The organism is Chitinimonas taiwanensis DSM 18899 (assembly GCF_900119825.1).
GTDB classification, from domain to species: domain Bacteria; phylum Pseudomonadota; class Gammaproteobacteria; order Burkholderiales; family Chitinimonadaceae; genus Chitinimonas; species Chitinimonas taiwanensis.
This window is the reverse complement of sequence record NZ_FPKR01000018.1, coordinates 1-19,146: the sequence shown is the minus strand read 5'-3', so window position 1 is coordinate 19,146 and position 19,146 is coordinate 1. Positions and strand designations below refer to the sequence as shown.

Below are 19,146 nucleotides of genomic sequence, written 5' to 3'. Positions count from 1 at the left end.
TAATCTAGATCGAAATGCGGAAGTTGGCAGCCGGATAGCAAGGGTTGCCTGCCCGTTCACCCATTCGATCGTGGGAGGAAGCCATGGCCAAGGTATATAGCGTGCTGCCGTTCGAGCTGGGTGGCCTGCGCTTTGCCCTGCCCGCTGCGCATGTCCTGCGCGTACTGCCCACCCTGCCCCACCAACCGCTGCCTGCCGCGCCTGCGGTAATCCGCGGCCTGGCCCTGTTGCAAGGGCAGCTGGTACCCGTCATCGATCTGGCCCGTCGCCTTGGCCTGCCTACGCCGGCCTTTGGGCTGTGGTCGCACTGCATTTGGCTACGCAGTACGCAGCGCGAGCTATTGCTGCCGGTGGAACGCAGCGCGCCGGTGCGCGAGCTGGCAGGCGAGCTGCATGCGCTGGATAGACTGCAGGCAAGCGATAGTCCGCTGGCCGGCGTCTTGCAAGCCGAAGACGGACTATTGCTGCTTCATGACGTGGAGGCGCTACTGAGCGCCGTAGACGAGCAGGCCTTGGCACAGGCACTGGCCCAACATGCACAGCACTGAACAGCGCCCCCTGTCGCCCGTCCGCCTGCAAGCGCTGGCCGAGCAGATCGGCCAAGCGTTGGGGCTGGACTTCCAGGCCGGGCAACTGGCGCGCCTGCAAGCCGCGCTCTGGCAGGCCGACCAAGGCGGCTACGCACTGCCGGCCGAGCCAGCTGCGCTCAGTAGTGCACAATTGGCCGAGCTCTGCCCCTATCTGGTGGTGGGCGAAACCTATTTCCAACGCGACCCAAGCACCTGGCAAGAGATTGGCCAGCAATTGCTGCTACCGCTGCTTGAGCAGCGCGCACAGCAGGGCGAGCGGCGGCTGCGCCTGTGGAGCGCAGCCTGCTGCAGCGGCGAGGAAGCCTATACCCTGCTGTTTCTGCTCGATGAGCTGCTTGGCGCAGCGCTGGATGACTGGCAGATCGAGCTGCTGGGCAGCGATCTGAACCCCGCCTTCATTGCCCAGGCACGCGCCGGCCGCTATGGCCCGTATGCGTTTCGCCAGAGCAGCCCCGGCTGGCGCGAGCGCTACTTCGTGGCCGAGGGGCCGTACTGGCGGGTAGCACCGCGCTGGCGCTCGCGCATCCGCTTTGCTGTCCACAATCTGGCCGATGCAGCGCCCAGCCCAGCACCAGCTGGCTTCGATCTGATCCTGTGCCGCAATGTCCTGATGTACCTGACCCCGGAGGCGATACGCAACAGCCTTGCGCGGCTGCAGGCCCAGCTGCAGCCTGAGGGCAGCCTGCTACTGAGCGCGGCCGAGGCCGGCCTGGCGGTCAATGCCGGCTACAGCGGCCAGATGCTCGGGCTCGCTTACCGTATCGCTGCGCCCGGCGCGCCGGCACAGACTGCGCCGCTACTGCCTACGGCAGCGCCAGTCCGCCCCATTCCACGCCGCCAGGCCGCTGCGCCACCAGTGTTGCGCAGCGCACCCCAAGCTGTGGCCCTGCCCGCTGGGCAGCCTGCCCGTCCCGACCCGCTGCAAGGCGCCCAGCAACTGGCCGATCAGGGCCGCTGGTGCGAGGCGGAGGCCTGTTGCCGCCTCGCGCTGCAACGCAATCCTTGCGATGGCATGGCCTACTGGCTGCTGGCCCTGGTGCATGACGGCAGTAATCAACTCGAGGCCGCGCTGCACGACCTGCACAAGCTCAGCTATCTGGAACCGGACTGGCCACTTACCCCCTATCTGGAAGCCCAGATCCAGCTGCGCCGCAGCCAGCCGGCCCAGGCACGCCGTGCCCAGGCGCGCTGCCTGCAGCTGCTGGACCGGCTTGAGGACAGCAGCCTGATTACCCACGGCGATGGCCTGAATGCCCATCAGCTGCGCCGGCTTTGCCAGGCCCTGGAGACCGACACCCGATGATGCGCGACGAGCAAGCGCACTGGCAGGCCCTGCATGCGCAGATCGACCAGCTGGCGCAGCAACTGGCCCAGGCCGATAGCCTGAGCGCCGAGCAGGTGGCCGCCACCCTGGCCAGCCGCGCCCGGCAATGGGCGGCCGCGCCGCCGGTCGCGGCCACCGATCTGCTGTCCGTGCTGGTCTTTGGTCTGGGAGAGCACCGTTATGCGTTCGCCCTCGAGCATGTTGACGAGGTGCTGCCGCTGCGCCAGCTGACCGTGCTGCCCGGAACGCCGCCCTTTGTACGCGGCATTGCCAATGTGCGCGGGCGCATCCTGGCGGTGCTCGATCTGGCCTGCATCCTGGAGCGGCCACCGGCCGGGCTGGCCGAGCGCACCTATCTGCTGGTGCTGCAAAGCGCCGAGATGGAATTCGGCCTGCTGGTTGACCGCGTTCTTGGCGTGCAGCAGCTGGCGCGCAGCGCCATCCAGACCCAGCAAGCCGGGCTGAGCGGCCTCGCACGCCAGCTGATCATCGGCATCAGCCCCGAGCAATGGACAGTGCTGGACGGCGCGCGCCTATTGGCTGAACCCAGTCTGTGCATCGAAGACCGTGACTAAGAGGACTGACTATGTGGTGGTTGAACCTGCGTACCCATACCAAGCTGCTGCTGTCCTTTGCGCTGGTCCTGCTCGGCTTTGCCAGCCTGCTCTACCTTGCGCAGAGCAGCTTGGCGCGCGTGCGCGACAACGACCAGATCACCCGCGAACTCAATAGCAGCCTGCTTGGCTTCAAGCAGATCCGCTTTCATGTGCACGACTCGCGCTCCGAGGTGCTGAATGCGCTGCTGGTGAAGGCGCCCGAGCGGGCAGAAGCGATGCTGCAACAGTTCAAGCCGCTCAACGATATGGATGCCGCCGCACTGGATGGGCTGCAGCGCCATACGGCAGCCGACCCAGTGCTGCGCGAGCTGGTCACCGAAGTCAGCCGTATCTGGCATGAGCTGGTAGTGGCGCGCGACCAGCAGATCATCCCGCTGCTGGCCGCTGGCAAGTTCGAGGAGGCGCGCATACTGGCCACCAGCGAGCAGCGCCAGCGCATCCTGCGCCTGGGTGAGCTGGCCAGCCGGCTCGACCAGCTGGTCGCGCAGCGCCTGCAGCTACTGGAGCAGGAGAACGCGCGCCTGGTCGAGCAGCAGCTGAAACGCTTCTTCCTGCTTGGCGGTGTGCTGATTGCGCTGGCCGTGCTGCTCAGCCTGTTGCTCAGCCACAATCTGGCCCGGCCGCTTGGCGCACTGACCGCCTATGCACGCCAGATCAGCCAAGGCACCCTGCCCGAGCACATTGCCTTCACCGAGCGCCGTGACGAAGTCGGTGTGCTGGCCCAGGCATTTGCCCGCCTGGGCGAATATATGCAATCGCTCTCGCGCCAGGCGGAGCGCTTGGCACAGGGCGATCTGAGCCAGGCCGTTGCGCCACGCTCGAATCAGGATCTGCTCGGTCATTCCTTCGTACGCATGGTCGACAATTTGAGCCAGCTGACCCAGGAGATGCAGGAAGGCATCGTGGTGATCGCCAGCGCCAGTGAGGAAATTCTGAGCACGGCCGGCCAGGTGGCGGGCGGCGCGCAGGAAAGCGCGAGCGCGATCACTGAGATCGCCACCACCATCGAGGAGGTCAAGCAGACTGCGCGCATGGCCCAGCAAAGGGCTGGCGAGGTGAACGAGGCGGCCGGGCGCAACCGCGATATCGCCCAGTCCGGCCTGAATGCGGTCGCGCAATCCTTGGGCAGCATGAGCCAGGTGCGCGAGCAGATGCATGCGATGGCGGAGAGCATCCTGCGCCTGGGCGAGCAGAGCCAGGCCATCAGCGAGATCGTAGCCACGGTGAACGAGCTAGCCGAGCAGTCGAATCTGCTCGGCGTGAATGCTTCGATCGAGGCGGGCAAGGCCGGCGAGGCCGGCAAGGGCTTTGCCGTGGTAGCGCTGGAGGTGAAGGCGCTGGCCGAACAGTCCAAGCAGGCCACCGCCCAGGTACGCAGCATCCTCGGCGATGTGCAACGCGCAATGACCCGCGCCGCCATGGCTGCCGAGCAGGGCAGCAAGGCGGTCGAGCTGGGCTTCGAGCATGCGCGTAGCAGCGACGAGGCGATGCGCATGCTGGCCGACAGCCTCGCGCAGTCGGGCGAAATGGCCGCACAGATTGCCGCCACCAGCCAGCAGCAGCTGGCCGGCATGGACCAGGTGGCCAGCGCCATCGGCAGCCTGCGTCAGACCAGCCAGGATAATGCCGCCGGCGCGCGCCAGGTCGATCAGTCCGCCCGTGATCTGCACGGCCTGGGTGGGCGGCTCAAACGCCTGGCCACCCAGTTCAAGCTGCCCGAGCGCCAGCGCGCCTAAGTGACCGCCATGCCGCTAGATCGCCAGGCCCTGATGCAAAGACTGCTGGCCAGCTTCCAGGAGGAAGCCGCCGAGCGGCTGGCCGTGCTGGACAGCGAGCTGCCGACCTGGCAGCGCGGTGCGCCCACGCCAGCCAGTGTGGAAACCGTCTTCCGCGAGGTGCATAGCTTGAAGGGCGCGGCGCGGGCGGTCGGCCTGCTCGAGATCGAGCAGATCTGCCATGCCTGGGAAGCCTGTCTGCTGGCCCTGCGCCAGGGCGAGGCGACCTTCCGGCCCGAGCAGGCCGCGCAGTTCCTGCAGACCTTGCAGCTGCTCAAGCGCGCCCATGGCGGCGACACACTGCCGCCCGAGCAAGTCAAGCAGGCCTGTGCCGCCTTGACCTTGGCTGCGGCGACGCCGCCCACCGCAAGCCAGGCGCCCCCGGCCACGCCAGCAACCCAGCGGCCGACCGCAAGGCCGCGCGGCCAGACCGTGCGGGTACGCGCCGAACAGTTCGAACAGTTCGCCTACCACAGCGAGGCCCTGCGGCAGGCGCGCCTGCAGATGGCTGAGCTGAACCGGCGCAGCCAGCGCCTGCAGGCCGATTTCCAACGCCTGTGGCAACGACGCCTACGCCACGAAGGTCTGCTAGGCCGCCTGCGCCAGCAACTGGATGCGGGCCAGACAGCCGACCCGGCTGCGCTTCGCCAGTTGCTGGACTGGCAGGACTGGAGCCAGGATCTGCTGAACGAGATGCATGGCCAGAGCCAGACGCTGCGCCAGTCCAGCGGCCAGCTCAACCACGAGCTAGGCAATCTGAGCGAGGCGCATACGCGCAGCGTGGATGCGCTCCTGCAACTGCCCTGTCGCAGCCTGCTGGACGAGCTGCCCGCCCTGGTCAGCGATCTGGCCGCACAGACCGGCAAGCAGGCCAGCTTGAGCCTGCCCGATACCGAGCTGCGGGTGGACAAGCGCGTGCTGGATGCGCTGCGCACGCCGCTGCTGCACCTGCTGCGCAATGCCATCGACCACGGCATCGAGATGCCACTCGAGCGCCGGCAGGCAGGCAAGCCGGCCGAGGGCAGGCTGAGCATTGAGTTGAGCCAGCACTCGGCCAGCCACTTCACGCTGCTGCTGGAGGACGACGGCGCCGGTATCGACACTGCACGCGTACAAGCCCGCGCTGAGCAAAGCGGTCTTTTACCGGCACAGGATGGCCCACTACCCAGCGCCCAGCTGCTACCGCTGATCTTTGCCGCCGGCCTATCCACGCGCCAGTCGGCCAGCGTGCTGTCCGGCCGCGGCGAAGGCCTGGCCATCGTGCGCGCGGCGCTCGAGCAACTGGGCGGCGATATCGATGTGGCGTCCACGCCGGGGCAAGGCTGCCGCTTCATCCTGCACCTGCCGCTCAACCGCTCGAGCTTTCGTGTGGTGCTGGTGCAGGTGGGCGAACACCGCTTCGCAGTGCCGGCCAATGCGGTGCGGCGCAATCTGCGCCTACCGGCCAGCGCGCTGCAGCAGCGCGAGGGCGATAGCACGCTGCAGTTTGATGGTCTGTACCTGCCGGTGCGCCAGCTGGCGGAGGTGTTGGCGGTGGATGCGCCGCCGCCCAGCGGCACGCAGCGCCAGCTCTTTCTGCTGGGCGAAGGCATGCAGCAGATCGCCGTGGAGGTCGACCAGCTGCTCGGCGACCAGGAGATCACCCTGCGCGCCCTGGGCAAGCCGCTGCGCCGGCTACGCAATCTGCTTGGCGCCACCGTGCTCGGTGATGGCAGCGTGGTGCCGGTGCTGCACCCGCAAGACCTGTATCGCAGCTGCCTGCAGCGCCGTGCAAATGGCCAGCCTACGGCTGTGGCGCGCGCCCCCTCAGCGCGCCGCCAGGCACGCATCCTGGTAGTGGACGACTCATTCACCGCGCGCGGCCTGCTGCGCGCGCTACTGGAAACCGCGGGCTATGCCGTACAAACCGCCAATGACGGCCTGGAAGCCTGGAACGCGCTACGCCAAGGCCAGTTCGACCTGCTGGTCTCCGATATCGAGATGCCGCGCCTGGATGGTTTCGCACTGACCGAGAAGCTGCGCCGCGACCCGGCCCTGGCTGCGCTGCCGGTGGTGCTGATCACCGCCCTGCATCGCGATGAGGATCGCGCGCGCGGCCTGGAGGTAGGCGCCAATGCCTACCTGGTCAAGGGCGGGCTGGAAACCGACACCGTGCTAAGCGCGGTGCAGCGCCTGCTCTAGGGCGAGGCGGATCAAGCCAGTGATTGCGCCTGGGCGCGGGCGGCGCGGCTGGCATAGAACGGCAGCAGCATTGACTCATTGCTGCCCATAAGCACCCGGTTTAGCCGGGTGTTAAACGGAAGGCTGAGGGCTCGCCTTGATCAGCACTTCCCCAGGAGGTCATACCATGCATGTCCTGCTTGTCGATGATTCGCCGGTTAGCCGCCTGCTGTTGCGCGCCCTGCTGGAGGCTGACGGCTTCCGGGTCAGCGAGGTGGGCAGCGGCCAGGCTGCGCTCGATCAGCTCGAACAGCTGCAGCCCGATCTGATCAGCATGGACCTGCATATGCCCGGCATCGATGGTCTGGAAACCACGCGGCGCATCATGCACCGCCGCCCCACCCCGATTGCCATCGTCACCGCGGCCCTGAATGCATCGGCCGCCCAGCTGGCCATGCAGGCCCTGGCGGCCGGTGCACTGATGGTAATCGACAAGCCGGTCAGCCCCAGCGACCCGCACTTCCTGGCCCGGGCCGGCTGGCTGCTCAGTGCGCTGCGCCAGCTCGCACAGACCCTGGTGCGCCGGCCGGGCCAGCCGAGCACGTCCGAACGGGCGGATGGCCAGCTGAGCAGCTGGCAGCGGCGCCCGTTCAAGCTGGTTGCCATCGGCGCCTCGGCCGGCGGGCCAGCCGCGCTGGCAGAGTTCCTGAGCTGCCTGGCACCTGACTGCCCCTGGCCCATCCTGCTCGTGCAGCACATCAGCCCCGGCTTCAGCGATAGCTTGCGCGACTGGCTGGCCAGCCACACACGCTTGACAGTGCAGCTGGCCCAGGCCGGCGAGGTGATCCGGCCGGGGCAGCTCTATCTGGCGCCCGATGCCTACCATCTGCGTCTGGACGCCGAGCTGGGCGTGGACCTCGACGATGCGCCGCCACAGCGTTTCCAGCGCCCTTCCATCGATGTGCTGTTCGACAGCTTGGCCGATAGCGTGCACGGCGAGGCCATCGCCATCCTGCTGTCCGGCATGGGCAGCGATGGTGCCCAGGGCCTGGCCCATTTGAAGGCACTCGGCGCGCTGACCCTGGTGCAGGCACCCGACAGCGCCGTGGTGGACGGCATGCCGCGCGCCGCGCTGGCGCTGGATGCCGCCTGCCTGAGCCAGACACCGGCCGCACTGGCCGACAGCCTGAACCAATTGATGCGTGTCGCTGCCACTGAGTCAGCCGCCCCGACCCGCCACTAAACGACCAGCCCGACAGGAGCATCGCCCCATGCTAAGAGGCTTCGATATCTTGATTGTGGAAGACAGCCGCACCCAGGCCGAGCAGCTGCAGCTGCTGCTGGAAAGCCATGGCTGCCTGGTACGCATCGCCGCCAATGGACACGAGGCCATCGAGCTGGTCCGCCAACGCCCGCCCGCCGTCATCGTTTCCGATGTGGTCATGCCCAAGATGGATGGCTATGCGCTGTGCCGCCATCTGAAGATGGACCCGCAGACCAGCGCGATCCCGGTCATCCTGGTCACCCATCTGGCCGACCCACGCGATGTGCTGCGTGGCCTGGCTTGCGGCGCCGATAACTTCATCCTCAAGCCCTATGACGAGAAATACCTGATCTCGCGCCTGCGCTATCTGCTGGTGAACACCGAGCTGCGCGGTAGCGAGCGGGTGGCGGTCGGTGTCGAGGTGGTGCTGGAGGGCGAGCGCCATTTCATTACCGCCGCGCGCCAGCAGATCCTCGACCTGCTGATCTCCACCTACGAGCAGGGCGTACGGCTGAATAGCCAGCTGCATGCCAAACATGCCGAGCTAACCGAATCGCATGGCCTGCTGGACAGCCTGTTCCGCTTTTCGGCCGATATGAGCGAGACCCGCTCCGAGCAGCAGCTGATCGATACCGCGCTGCGCTCGGTCCAGCACTTTCCGCGCAGCCGTGCGGCCTGGCTGCTGCTGGTTGACCCACAACAACCGGACCGGCTGCAGCTGGCTGGCACGCTGGGCGACCTGGCTCCCGAGCGGCTGCAGCAAGCGGCCGACAGCGCTTGCGCCTGCCAGCATGCGATCCGCAACGACAGCCTGCAGCAGGCCTTCAATGTAGGCAGCTGCGCCGCGCTGGATGGCGGTCTGCAACATGCGGTGGCGCCGCTGTGGCTGGGTGGCGAGCTGATCGGCGTGTTGAATCTGCTGCGCGACGATGGCGGCGCCTGGCCAGAAGCCGAGCTGCACACGCTGACCGCGGTAGGCCAGCAGCTGGCCATTGCCCTGACGCGTAGCCGGATGTTCGAGCGCCTGGAGGCGCTGGTACAGGAACGCACGCGCGCGCTGCGGGTGGAAATGGCCGAGCGCGAACGCGCCGAAGTCGCGCTACGTCATAGCGAGGCGCTGATACTGAAGGTGCTCGAGACCCTGCCGGTCGGGGTATGGGTGACGGACAAGCGTGGTGCCGTGCTGCTACACAACCCGGAAGCCCTGCGCATCTGGGGCGGTGGCGCCCCCTTCCTCAGCCAGTCGGGCGAGGCCGCGCTGAGCCAGGCTGGCCAGGCAGCCGTGCAGGCGCTGCGCAATACGGTGGCGCGGGTGTTGGACGTGGGCGAAGTGGTGCTGGGCGAACCGATCCATATCGAGGCCCTGGATGGTAGCGCGCGCAGCCTGCTCAACTCGGCCCTGCCGCTGACCGATGAGCGCAAGCGCATCCAGGGTGCCATCGTGGTAGCCCAGGACATCACCGCCCAGCAGGTCATCGATCTGGAGCTGCGCATCCGCAACCGCGCCATCGAGGCGAGCGTGAATGCCATCGTGATCACCGACAACCGCCAGCCCGACAATCCCATCATCTATGTGAACCAGGCTTTCGAGCGCATCACCGGCTATCGGCGCGAAGCGGTGATGGGGCGTAACTGCCGCTTTCTGCAACATGAGGACCAGGATCAACCTGCGCTGAGCAGCATACGACTAGCCCTGCAGCTGGGCCAGGAAGGCAAGGCGCTGCTGCGCAATTACCGCAAGGACGGCTCGATGTTCTGGAACGAGCTACGCGTGACGCCCACCCTGGACAGCCAGGGCGGCATCAGCCATTTCGTCGGTGTGCTCAACGATGTGACCGAGGCCAAGCGCTATCAGGATGAGCTCGAACACCAGGCCAATTTCGACACCCTGACCACCCTGCCCAACCGCAATCTGCTCATGGACCGCATCCAGCAAGCCATCGTGCAGGCGAGCCGGCGCAATGAACGCTTTGCGCTGGCTTTCATGGACCTCGACAACTTCAAATATGTGAACGACAGCCTTGGTCATTCGGTTGGCGATGCGCTGCTGGTGGAGGTTGCCCAGCGCATCCGTGCCTGTGTGCGCGAGTACGACACGCTGGCGCGCCTGGGTGGCGACGAATTCGTGCTGCTGCTGCCCGAAACCCGCCAGGAGGAGGAGGTCGAGGCCACGCTGCGGCGCATGAACGAGCAGCTGGCCAAGCCGATCAGCCTGGCCGGCCAGCTCGAGCTGTATATCTCGGCCAGCATGGGCTACTGCTTCTACCCGAGCGATGGCAGTGACGCGGACGCGCTGCTGCGCAATGCCGACACCGCCATGTACAAGGCCAAGGAACAGGGCAAGAGCCAGATCAGCCGCTTCGAGCTGACCATGAATGACACGGTGCAGCGGCGTGTATCGCTGGAGCGTGATCTGCGCCGCGCGATTGCCCAGCAGGAGCTGGTGATGTTCTACCAGCCCCAGCTCGATCTGCGGGCCAATATGCTATGTGGCTTCGAGGCCCTGATACGCTGGCGCCAGACCGATGGGCGCATCATCTCGCCCTTGGAATTCATCCCGGTGGCGGAGGAATCCGGCCTGATCCGCGATATCGACCGCTATGTAATCGAGGCGGTATTCGCCCAGGTGGCCAGCTGGCGCCAGGCTGGCCACGACCCGGGCGAGGTGGCGCTGAATGTCTCGAGCTATAGCCTGCAGGAATACGCCATCGTCGATCACATCATCGCCGCTCAGGCCCGCCATGGCATTCCGGCGGCCAGCATCAAGCTGGAAGTGACCGAGGGCGTGCTGATGAAGCATGTCGAACTGGCCCAACGCATCATGCGCGACTTGAAGGCGGCCGGATTTAAGTGGTCGATCGATGATTTCGGCACCGGCTACTCCTCGCTCGGCTATCTGCGCAAATACCCGTTTGATCAGCTGAAGATAGACCGCAGCTTTATCGAGGATGTGCATCTGAAGCCGGAAAACGCCTCGGTCACCCGCGCCATCATCAGCATGGCTCACTCGCTCGGCATCGCGGTGATTGCGGAAGGGGTGGAGACCGCCGAACAGATGGGTTTTCTGCTCCAGGCCGGCTGCACCCAGATTCAGGGCTATTTCTACTCACCACCACTGCCGGCCGACAGCAGCATGCAGCTGATGCTCAATAACGGCATGCTGTCGCTACCGCGCATGGCCCTGAACCGCAATCCGCGCACCATCCTGATGGTCGATGCCACCCCCGCCAACCACACCTATCTGCTGCGCGATCTGCACCGCGAGGGCTATCACATCCTGAACGCTGACTGCGCCGAGGATGCCTTCAATATCCTGGCCATCAACGAGGTGGGCGTGGTGCTGGCCGACCAGCGCCTGCCCGGCACCAGCGGGGCAGAATTTCTGCGCCAGGTGAAGATCTTGCACCCCAATACCGTGCGCATCGCCATGAGTAGCTACACCGATGTGGAATCCATCCTGCAGGCCATCAACGAGGGGGCGATCTTCCGCTTTATCACCAAGCCTTGGCAGCCCGAACCGCTGCGCGAGCAGCTGCGCGATGCCTTCAAGCAGTTTGCGTTGAACGAGCAGGCCTGAGGCAGCCAGCCATACGACGCGCTGCGTATGGCGGATGCTAGCGCGGCTCGCCCTGCATCTGTGCCGCGCGGGCCAGTAACAGCGCGCGTTCACGCGCATTGCGCGCCAGGGCGGCGGCACGTTCGAACTCCTGGCGTGCCTCGGGCAGGCGATCGAGCTTGGTGAGCAGATCGCCGCGCACGGCAGGTAGCAGGTGGTAGTGGGCCAAGCCCGGTTCCAGAAGCAGGCCGTCGACGATTTCCAGCGCGGCAGCTGGGCCAAAAGCCATGCCCACCGCCACCGCACGGTTCAGGCTCACCACCGGCGAAGGGCTGAGCTGGGCCAGCGCATCGTAGCGCGCCACGATCTGCGCCCAATCGGTCTCCGCCACCGTGGCGGCGCGCGCGTGGCAGGCGGCAATGCCGGCCTGCAAGGCATAGGGGCCGAGCGGCCCGGGTAAGGCCTCAGCGCAGGCCAAGGCCGCCAGGCCACGGCGAATCAGCAATCTATCCCAGCGGCTGCGGTCCTGTTCGAGCAGCAGCACCGGCTCGCCGCTGGCCGACAGGCGCGCGGCAAAGCGCGAGGCCTGGATCTCCATCAGCGCCAACAGGCCATGCACCTCGGCCTGCTGCGGCAACAGCTGGGCCAGCAGGCGGCCCAGGCGCAGAGCCTCCTCGGACAGGGCTGGCCGCATCCAGTCCGATCCGCTGGTGGCGGCATAGCCTTCGTTGAACATCAGGTAGATGACCTCCAGCACCGAGTCGAGCCGCGCCAGCAGCTCGGCACCGCGGGGCACCTCGTACGGCACCTGGGCGGCCGCCAGGCTGCGCTTAGCCCGTACGATGCGCTGGGCGATGGTCGGCTCGGGCTTCAGATAGGCGCGCGCAATCTCCTCGGTGGTCAGGCCGCCCATCAGGCGCAGGGTCAGTGCGCTGCGTGCCTCGGCCGGCAGCAGCGGGTGGCAGGCGGTAAAGATCAGCCGCAGCAAGTCATCGCCGATCTCCTCATCCAGCGCCGCGTCGACCTGTTCCTGCTGCGCTTCGGCATGCAGCGCATGCTGGAAATCCCAGTCCAGGCCGATGGTGGCGGCCTTGCTGTCCACCAGCTGGGCATGGCGCAGATGGTCGAGTGCACGGCGCTTGGCGGCCGTCATCAACCAGGCACCCGGCTTATCGGGCAGGCCTTCGTGCGGCCAGTGCTCGAGTGCGGCCAGCAGCGCATCCTGGGCCAGGTCTTCGGCCAGGCCTACATCGCGCACCATGCGCGCCACCCGGCCGATGACCTTGGCGGCCTCGATATGCCAGATGGCGACGATGTTACGGCGCAGCTGTTCCTGCGCCGCGCTGCTGACCGCCCCGCTCATGCCGCGTCCTGGCCCGCCATATACGCCAGTTCCCAGATATGTCCATCCAGGTCCTGGAAACCATGCGCATACATGAAGCCGTGATCCTCGGCATCCTTGTACACGCTGCCGCCGGCCGCCAGCGCCGCCGCGACTTTCTGGTCAACCTCGGCACGGCTGTCCACGGCCAGGCAGATCAGCACTTCGGAGCAGGTCTTGGCATCGGCCACTGGCTTGGGCGTGAAGCTCTGAAAGCGCTCGCGGGTCAGCAGCATGGTGAACAGGTTCTCGCCCATCACCATGCAGGCGGCGTGCTCGTCGGTCCACTCGGCATTGAAGCTAAAACCCAGTGCGCGAAAGAAAGCCATGCTGCGCGGCAGATCGGCCACCGGCAGATTGAGGAAGATTTGCTTGGCCATGCCTATTTCCTTTCCAAAGCCACCAGCGTGCGAAAGCCGCCGTAGGCCATACGTTTGCAATCGAAGGGGGCGGGCTGATCGGGCTGCATCATCGGCGCCATGCGCGGGTCGGCCATCACGGCCGCGTTGATGCGCTCGCGCTCGGCGCGTGAGGGGTAGACGATCCAGGCCATCACCACGGTCTCGTCCGGACCCGACTGCGCCGATTGCAGAAAGGACACGGTGCCCTCACCCTGCAAGTCGTCGCCCAGGCACTCGTAGTAAGCGAGCGCACCATGCGACATCCACACCTCGCCAGCCAGGTTAGCCATCTGCTGGTATTCGGCCAGCTTGTCCTTGGGCAGCGGAATCAGAAAGCCATCCACATACTGTTCCATCGTCTTGCTCCTTGTTAAGGCATCAACGGACATGGCAAGGCGCGCATTCACGCACCTCGACCGTGGCCCAGCCTGCCGCTGGGCAACGCTCGGCCAGGGCAATCGCCTGTTCACGGGTCGCCACATCGATCAGGAAGAAGCCGCCTATCATTTCCTTGGCCTCGGCAAACGGGCCATCCAGCAGCTGCACCTTGCCGGCCGGTGCGCGTACACGCACCGCCTGCTCATCGCCGCGCAGCGATTCGGCGCGCAGCAGCACGCCGTCCGCCTCCAGCCCGGCAGCAAAGGTCATCATCTGGTCGTAGGCGCGCAGCGCCTCGGCTTCGTTGCGCTGCGCACGCTGGCCGCGCGGTTCCATCACCATCAGTAGATAAGCCATAGGTCCTCCTAATTCGCACTGAACGCGCTGCGGGCGGCGAGCTGCATCTCGTCGGCCGTCATATCGCGCAGATGGGTCGCCAGCGACCACTGGTGGCCGAAGGGATCTTCGAGCCGGCCATAGCGGTCGCCCCAGAACATATCGGTGGCCGGCATGGTCAGCTTGGCGCCGGCCTCCACCGCCGCAGCCAGGGTGTCATCCACATCCGCCACATACAGATGCAGCGTGACCGCACCCGAACTGCCCGCCTGCGGCCCCAGTGCCCCCATTTCCGGGCACTCATCGGCCAGCATCAGATGGCCCTCGGCCAGCTTGAGCATGGCGTGCATGAGCTTGCCGTCCGGCCCGGGCAGGCGCATCAACTCGGTGGCGCCGAAAATGCGGCAATAGAAGCCAATCGCCGCGTCGGCATCGCGACAGATCAGATAGGGCGTGGGGCCGGCCAGGCCGGTGGGAATGGCGGGTACTTGGATCATGATGTCCTCCTGGGTAAGTGTTTATGTCACGCGCTACTTGGCGCGCTTATCACTACGACGTTGGGGCTGGGGGCAAATCGACAGACAAGGAAACATTTTTTTAGGTGCTCGCCCCCAGTTCGCGCAAGCGCGCAATGGCGGCACTGGGCGGAAAATCATCCAGGCCACGCAATGGCCGCACTTCGATCTCCGCCACCAAGCCCTCGCCACGCGGATTGGGAAAGCGCTGCGACCAGGCCAGCGCGTCTTCCACCGAGCGCGCCTGAATCAGGGTATAGCCCGCCACCAGCTGTTCGGCCTGGGCAAACGGTCCCCGCACCAACTCGCAACCCTGTTCTCCATAGCGCACACGCCAACCCTCAGCGCTCGGCCACAGCCCCGCCCCATCCAACAAGGCCCCGGCCCGGGCCAGCTCCTCATGAAAACGCGTCATGCGCGCAATCAGCGCTTCGTCGGGCAAAGCCCCCGCCTCGTACTCGGGATTGGCTTTCACAATAATCAGAAATCGCATCGCCTAGCCTCCAAATGGCGACCGCGCGAAATACGCGGCCTTCACAGCTACAACGGGCGATGCCTTGCAGATTCGACACGATGCGGAAAAGAAAATGGCGCAGCTTGCGGGCTGCGCCATCTGAGGGGGCTAGCAGACTAGCCAGAGCGGAAACTCATCACGCCACTTAAGTGGCCGAGGAGGCGGCGACATTGCCGCGCAAACCAATCAACCAGGTAGCCAACCCGCTCACCATCATCGCCAGCACACTACCCACCATCGTGCGCACTGCATAGCGATCAGGCGCGGCCTGCGCAAAGAAGCCGAGCTGAGAGGCCAGATGTAAGGCAATAAGCGCTGCAATCACAGCCATGCAGACCAAGGACGACTGTCCCGGCACAGCCAGCCGAGGCTGCAACAAAGGCAGCACGAAACCGTAGGCCAGCACGAACAGCGCAACATGCATCAGGAAGGCCAACACATACGCAATATTGGCCATCCCCGATACGGTCGCCCCCTGCCCGCTAGCTGGCGCAAATAGCAAGACCAAACCTACGCCGAGAAACGGACCGGCAAGCGCGCCGACAAGCCAGCGTGGGATAGATTTCATACGGTTGTTCCTCGCCCTGATAGCGCCATCAGGTGATCTAGGCGGGTAATGATGTCCGATATCAGGCACTCACTGCACTACAGAACGCCGCTTTACGCTTACAGCAATCGTTTCTGCCATTTTCAGCAAGGTTTCTTTGCTCACCGGTTCAATGCCTTTTGCCTTGGCTAGTGCTGCATGCCGAAGCACATATAAGAACAGGTCCGGCTTGTCTTCTTTTGAATCAGGATCACCACGGACTGCAACGGTATAGCCATAGTCGACTGAACCATCCGGATGGGTGAATTCGACGAAAGCAGCTTTACCCTCGTAGCCGGCCAGATTGATGTTGCGTCCAGGAGGGAACCAAACTGAGCGGTAGCTGCCGCCATCCCTGCCAAATGGCGCCCAGAAATCATTGAGCTTATAACTGGGCGTGTAGGTTTCAGGCCGTCGTTGTGTTGATGGCTCAATATGCTCAGCAGTTCTGTCCTCAAGAAAAATGGTCACATCTGGATGTTGCTGCAGTCGGTAGGTCATCGCAATCCGTCGGAAAACTTCACCGTCATCGTCACGTATAAACGCATAGGGCAAGCAGACGCCGGATTCGGATGGCACTGTCATGGGCGGACGAGCGCGCAAACCCGATAAGAGACGCTGGAAATTCCGCTCTCGCTCTACCGATAAATCCACCCCAGGCCTGTCCACTGCCGACCAATAGGCCAGGCTATCCCCAGCCCGGAGTATGGCCGTGTGGTAATTGTCGCTGCGCCATGCGAGTCCTTCCCGCTCGTTTAATGGCAAGGCCACGAAGGGCCGCCGGTGCTTCTTGTGGTAAGCCTGGCCATGCTTTTTAAGCGTACCTGCATTATCCAGCGCCTTAAGGCGCTCGGCGTCGTTCATCGGGAGCGAGATTAGCAGCGCACCCGCGTAGGCCGAGTGAGAACGGTAAACCGGGGTACCATCCGAGAAGCCATTTGGGTCGTGATAGTCCCAATTTTGGCGATTAACATCTAGTTCTCTAATAAGCTCTTTGGGAAACACGGCGGCAACGTCTGCCTTGCTAGGCAAGCTCAATTGCATACGTCCTACACAGTCTGTGATCCAGTATGGCGGAACATTAGGCGCTTCGCCAGCGCGAGCCATGGTAGATAGTAGAGTGATGAGGGAGGCGGACAATAGCCAAAGAGAAAGGGCAGGCTGCGGTCTTCGCGTAGCACGGTTGCACAGCGTAGATTTCATGTATCGGTTCGTGACATCGCCAGAAGTTTTCAATTCATAACGCGGTAAATATATTTCACTTTACCACCGGGCGTCGCTTTACGCTTGCAGCGATCGTTTCAGCCAATTTCAGTAACTCATCCTTGCTAATTGGCTCTATATCTCTGACCTTTGCAGCATCGGCATAGCGCATCACAGAAAAAAACAAATCCGGGGTATCTTCTGTCGCATCTGGATTGCCACGAACAGCAATTGTATAGCCATAATCTAACGATCCATCTGCACGGGTTATCTCCACAAAGGCAGCTTTGCCTTTGTAACCCGTCAGAGATACATCGCGCCCAGCCGGGAACCAGACAGACTTGTAACTTTTCTCCCGCGCCGCATATTGACTCCAAAAATCATTCAACTTATAACTCGCAGAATATGTTTCTGGTCGTCGCAATGATGGTGGCTCTATTGGATCAGCATTTCTATCTATTAGCCGAACGATAACATCAGGATGTTCCTTCAAGCGATACACCGTAGCAATCGAACGGTACACCGCATCATCATCGCGAATAAATGCATACGGCAGACAAACACCAGGTTCGGTAGGGGATGTCATCAAGGGACGGGACCGTAAACCTGACGCTATCTTTTGATAACGCTGAATGCGCAGACTCTGGTCTTCAGGCTCTCCCCGAGTCTGCCAAAATACTACGCTCTGACCCACTTCAAAGATTGCCTTTTGGAAACTCTCCCCACTCCAAGCCAATCTAGCTCTATCTTTCTTTTCAATCTCGTAGAATGGCTTGTGATGCTTCTTTAGATATATCCCATTCTGCCTCTTCATTCCTGAAGCGTTAATCCAAATCTGGGACAGTTCACGCTCATCCGCGGGTAGAGAAATCTGGAGTTCACCGGCATAGTCAAAGGATGACCATCCATACTCAGACCCATCCTCAAAACCGTACGGAATGTGATAATCCCAATTTCGGCGATTCACATCAAGCTTTCTAATAAGCTCTTTGGGAAACATGGCGGCAATATCAACATTATTGGGTAAACTAAGCTGCATCCTACCAACGCAATCGTTACGCCAATCTAGTGGGAGGTGGGATTCATCTCCAGCATACGCAGTACAAATTGATGGAAATACAATTCCAAACCAAAGATAAAGAATCCGCAGCCTCATCCCACAGAGCTCCTTATAATTTCAAGATAATCATTCAAGCTGTCGCCAGACTTAAGTGACAAATGCTCGAACAGCACCTTATTATCTGCAACTAGCGCCGCGGGGCACCGAATATGGATATATTCGGTCATAATCGTTGCACTTGTAGGTTGAATCTACAAATGAATAACATCGCGGCCACCTGCTCACGAGACTGATCACCATTTGGCACATGGCACAGGGCACTCATCGTGACCTGTGCCTGCTTATTGGCCATGTTTAAGCTCCCATTGCCGGTTTATCTCCAAGCCTCGCGGGGATTTTTCTGGCCAACCCGGTTCGGGAATGAGCTCAACTGTATTATCAGGATAAATATGCACCCCCAAATAGGTCATATTATCGGCAGGCATTTTAAGTATCGGCTGATTGATGGCCTTAACTTTTTCTCCGTTTCCTGGCATACCCTCTGGACCACCTAACCGCCAGGTTACCGTTTGTGGTCCCAAGGGCACCTCAACGCCGGTCATCAGTCCTCCCGCACCACGATGCGGTTGCCCCCCTGCATCACCAATGAATTTACCGTTCAAGTACACATCAAATATTGGCCGTTCAAGATAGCTGTATAGATTAATATCAAAGAGCATGGCCTCTGCGTTTTTCATTACATTATCTTCAGCATTAAGCCCATCGTTAACTGGTGAGCAGGCCATCAAAGAAAACAAGCACAACATGATGTGTAGCGATAAATTTTTCATACACAGTCCCATTCAGGAATGAGGCTCAAGGCCTCACACGCAACCGTACATTGTCAGCAACATCAAGATTAAACTGCTTGCCAACTATTCAGCGTGTTGGAGCTCCCATTGCCGATTGATCTCCAAGCCTCGCGGGGATTTTTCTGGCCAACTCGGTTCGGGAATGAGCTCAACTGTATTATCAGGATAAATATGCACCCCCAAATAGGTCATATTATCAGCAGGCATTTTAAGTATCGGCTGATTGATAGCCTTAACTGTTTCCCCAATTCCAGGCATCCCCTCTGGACCGTCTAGCCGCCAGGTTACCGTTTGTGGCCCCAAGGGCACCTCAACACCCGTCATCAGCCCGCCCGCACCACGATGCGGTTGCCCCCCTGCATCACCAATGAATTTACCGTTCAAGTACACATCAAATATTGGACGCTCAAGATAGCTATATAAATTGACATCAAAGAGCAAGGCTTCTGCTTTTTTCATTGCATTGCCTTCAGCATTAATCCCATCGTGAACTGGCGAACAAGCCGGCAATGCGAAAAGGCAAAACATGACGAGCAGAGATAACTTTTTCATATACATATCCTATTCAGACATTTGGTTCAAGTCTTCACACATACGATTAGATTGTCATAAATATCAAGATTACACCACCTGCT

At 62.6% G+C, this 19,146-nt stretch carries 18 protein-coding genes; 7 read left to right on the top strand and 11 right to left on the bottom strand.

The window, feature by feature from the left end; translation table 11 throughout:
• The first annotated feature begins 83 nt into the window (after positions 1 to 83).
• From BT173_RS18400 to BT173_RS18370, 7 genes are all read left to right on the top strand, one after another.
• A complete protein-coding gene (locus BT173_RS18400) occupies positions 84 to 548 on the top strand; it encodes a chemotaxis protein CheW (RefSeq protein ID WP_072430146.1) in 465 nt (154 codons plus the stop codon).
• Entirely contained in the window at positions 535 to 1,893 is a 1,359-nt protein-coding gene (locus BT173_RS18395) for a CheR family methyltransferase (RefSeq protein ID WP_072430145.1), read from the top strand. The genes BT173_RS18400 and BT173_RS18395 overlap by 14 nt, the downstream gene beginning before the upstream one ends.
• Positions 1,890 to 2,489 (top strand): chemotaxis protein CheW, encoded by a 600-nt coding sequence (locus BT173_RS18390; protein ID WP_072430144.1) that lies wholly within the window; start codon positions 1,890 to 1,892, stop codon positions 2,487 to 2,489. Before BT173_RS18395 ends, BT173_RS18390 begins: the two co-directional genes overlap by 4 nt.
• Before the next feature lie 11 nt (positions 2,490 to 2,500).
• Positions 2,501 to 4,267, top strand: a complete 1,767-nt coding sequence (locus tag BT173_RS18385; protein WP_072430143.1) for a methyl-accepting chemotaxis protein — start codon at positions 2,501 to 2,503, stop codon at positions 4,265 to 4,267.
• Positions 4,268 to 4,276: 9 nt separating this feature from the next.
• Positions 4,277 to 6,487, top strand: coding sequence for a hybrid sensor histidine kinase/response regulator (locus BT173_RS18380; protein WP_072430142.1), 2,211 nt, complete (start codon positions 4,277 to 4,279; stop codon positions 6,485 to 6,487).
• 166 nt (positions 6,488 to 6,653) lie between these two features.
• On the top strand, positions 6,654 to 7,709 hold the full coding sequence (locus BT173_RS18375; RefSeq protein ID WP_072430141.1) for a chemotaxis protein CheB: 1,056 nt from the start codon (positions 6,654 to 6,656) through the stop codon (positions 7,707 to 7,709).
• A 28-nt stretch (positions 7,710 to 7,737) separates the two neighbouring features.
• Complete coding sequence (locus BT173_RS18370; RefSeq protein WP_072430140.1) at positions 7,738 to 11,307, top strand: EAL domain-containing protein; 3,570 nt, start codon at positions 7,738 to 7,740, stop codon at positions 11,305 to 11,307.
• Between the two features lie 37 nt (positions 11,308 to 11,344).
• On the opposite strand, the gene BT173_RS18365 is transcribed toward BT173_RS18370, so the two are convergent.
• The 11 genes from BT173_RS18365 to BT173_RS19475 form a co-directional block, all read right to left on the bottom strand.
• Positions 11,345 to 12,649 (bottom strand): RNA polymerase sigma factor, encoded by a 1,305-nt coding sequence (locus tag BT173_RS18365; protein ID WP_072430139.1) that lies wholly within the window; start codon positions 12,647 to 12,649, stop codon positions 11,345 to 11,347.
• Positions 12,646 to 13,047, bottom strand: a complete 402-nt coding sequence (locus BT173_RS18360; RefSeq protein ID WP_072430138.1) for a VOC family protein — start codon at positions 13,045 to 13,047, stop codon at positions 12,646 to 12,648. The genes BT173_RS18365 and BT173_RS18360 overlap by 4 nt, the downstream gene beginning before the upstream one ends.
• Positions 13,048 to 13,049: 2 nt before the next feature.
• Entirely contained in the window at positions 13,050 to 13,424 is a 375-nt protein-coding gene (locus BT173_RS18355; RefSeq protein ID WP_072430137.1) for a DUF1428 domain-containing protein, read from the bottom strand.
• A 22-nt stretch (positions 13,425 to 13,446) separates the two neighbouring features.
• Positions 13,447 to 13,803, bottom strand: coding sequence for a YciI family protein (locus BT173_RS18350; protein WP_072430136.1), 357 nt, complete (start codon positions 13,801 to 13,803; stop codon positions 13,447 to 13,449).
• Between the two features lie 8 nt (positions 13,804 to 13,811).
• Complete coding sequence (locus tag BT173_RS18345; RefSeq protein WP_072430135.1) at positions 13,812 to 14,279, bottom strand: VOC family protein; 468 nt, start codon at positions 14,277 to 14,279, stop codon at positions 13,812 to 13,814.
• 100 nt (positions 14,280 to 14,379) lie between these two features.
• On the bottom strand, positions 14,380 to 14,790 hold the full coding sequence (locus BT173_RS18340; RefSeq protein ID WP_072430134.1) for a YciI family protein: 411 nt from the start codon (positions 14,788 to 14,790) through the stop codon (positions 14,380 to 14,382).
• 166 nt (positions 14,791 to 14,956) lie between these two features.
• A complete protein-coding gene (locus BT173_RS18335) occupies positions 14,957 to 15,379 on the bottom strand; it encodes a hypothetical protein (RefSeq protein ID WP_139256230.1) in 423 nt (140 codons plus the stop codon).
• Positions 15,380 to 15,448: 69 nt separating this feature from the next.
• The gene (locus BT173_RS18330; protein WP_072430132.1) at positions 15,449 to 16,441 is read right to left on the bottom strand and encodes a T6SS immunity protein Tli4 family protein; all 993 of its coding nucleotides are present in this window, start codon (positions 16,439 to 16,441) and stop codon (positions 15,449 to 15,451) included.
• Between the two features lie 214 nt (positions 16,442 to 16,655).
• Entirely contained in the window at positions 16,656 to 17,756 is a 1,101-nt protein-coding gene (locus BT173_RS19485) for a T6SS immunity protein Tli4 family protein (protein WP_139256229.1), read from the bottom strand.
• A gap of 245 nt (positions 17,757 to 18,001) precedes the next feature.
• Positions 18,002 to 18,490: a hypothetical protein gene (locus BT173_RS19480; protein WP_139256228.1), complete on the bottom strand. Its 489-nt coding sequence runs from the start codon at positions 18,488 to 18,490 to the stop codon at positions 18,002 to 18,004.
• Between the two features lie 84 nt (positions 18,491 to 18,574).
• Positions 18,575 to 19,063 carry a hypothetical protein gene (locus BT173_RS19475; protein ID WP_139256227.1) on the bottom strand — a complete coding sequence of 163 codons (489 nt, stop codon included), beginning with the start codon at positions 19,061 to 19,063 and terminating at the stop codon, positions 18,575 to 18,577.
• Positions 19,064 to 19,146: the final 83 nt, after the last annotated feature.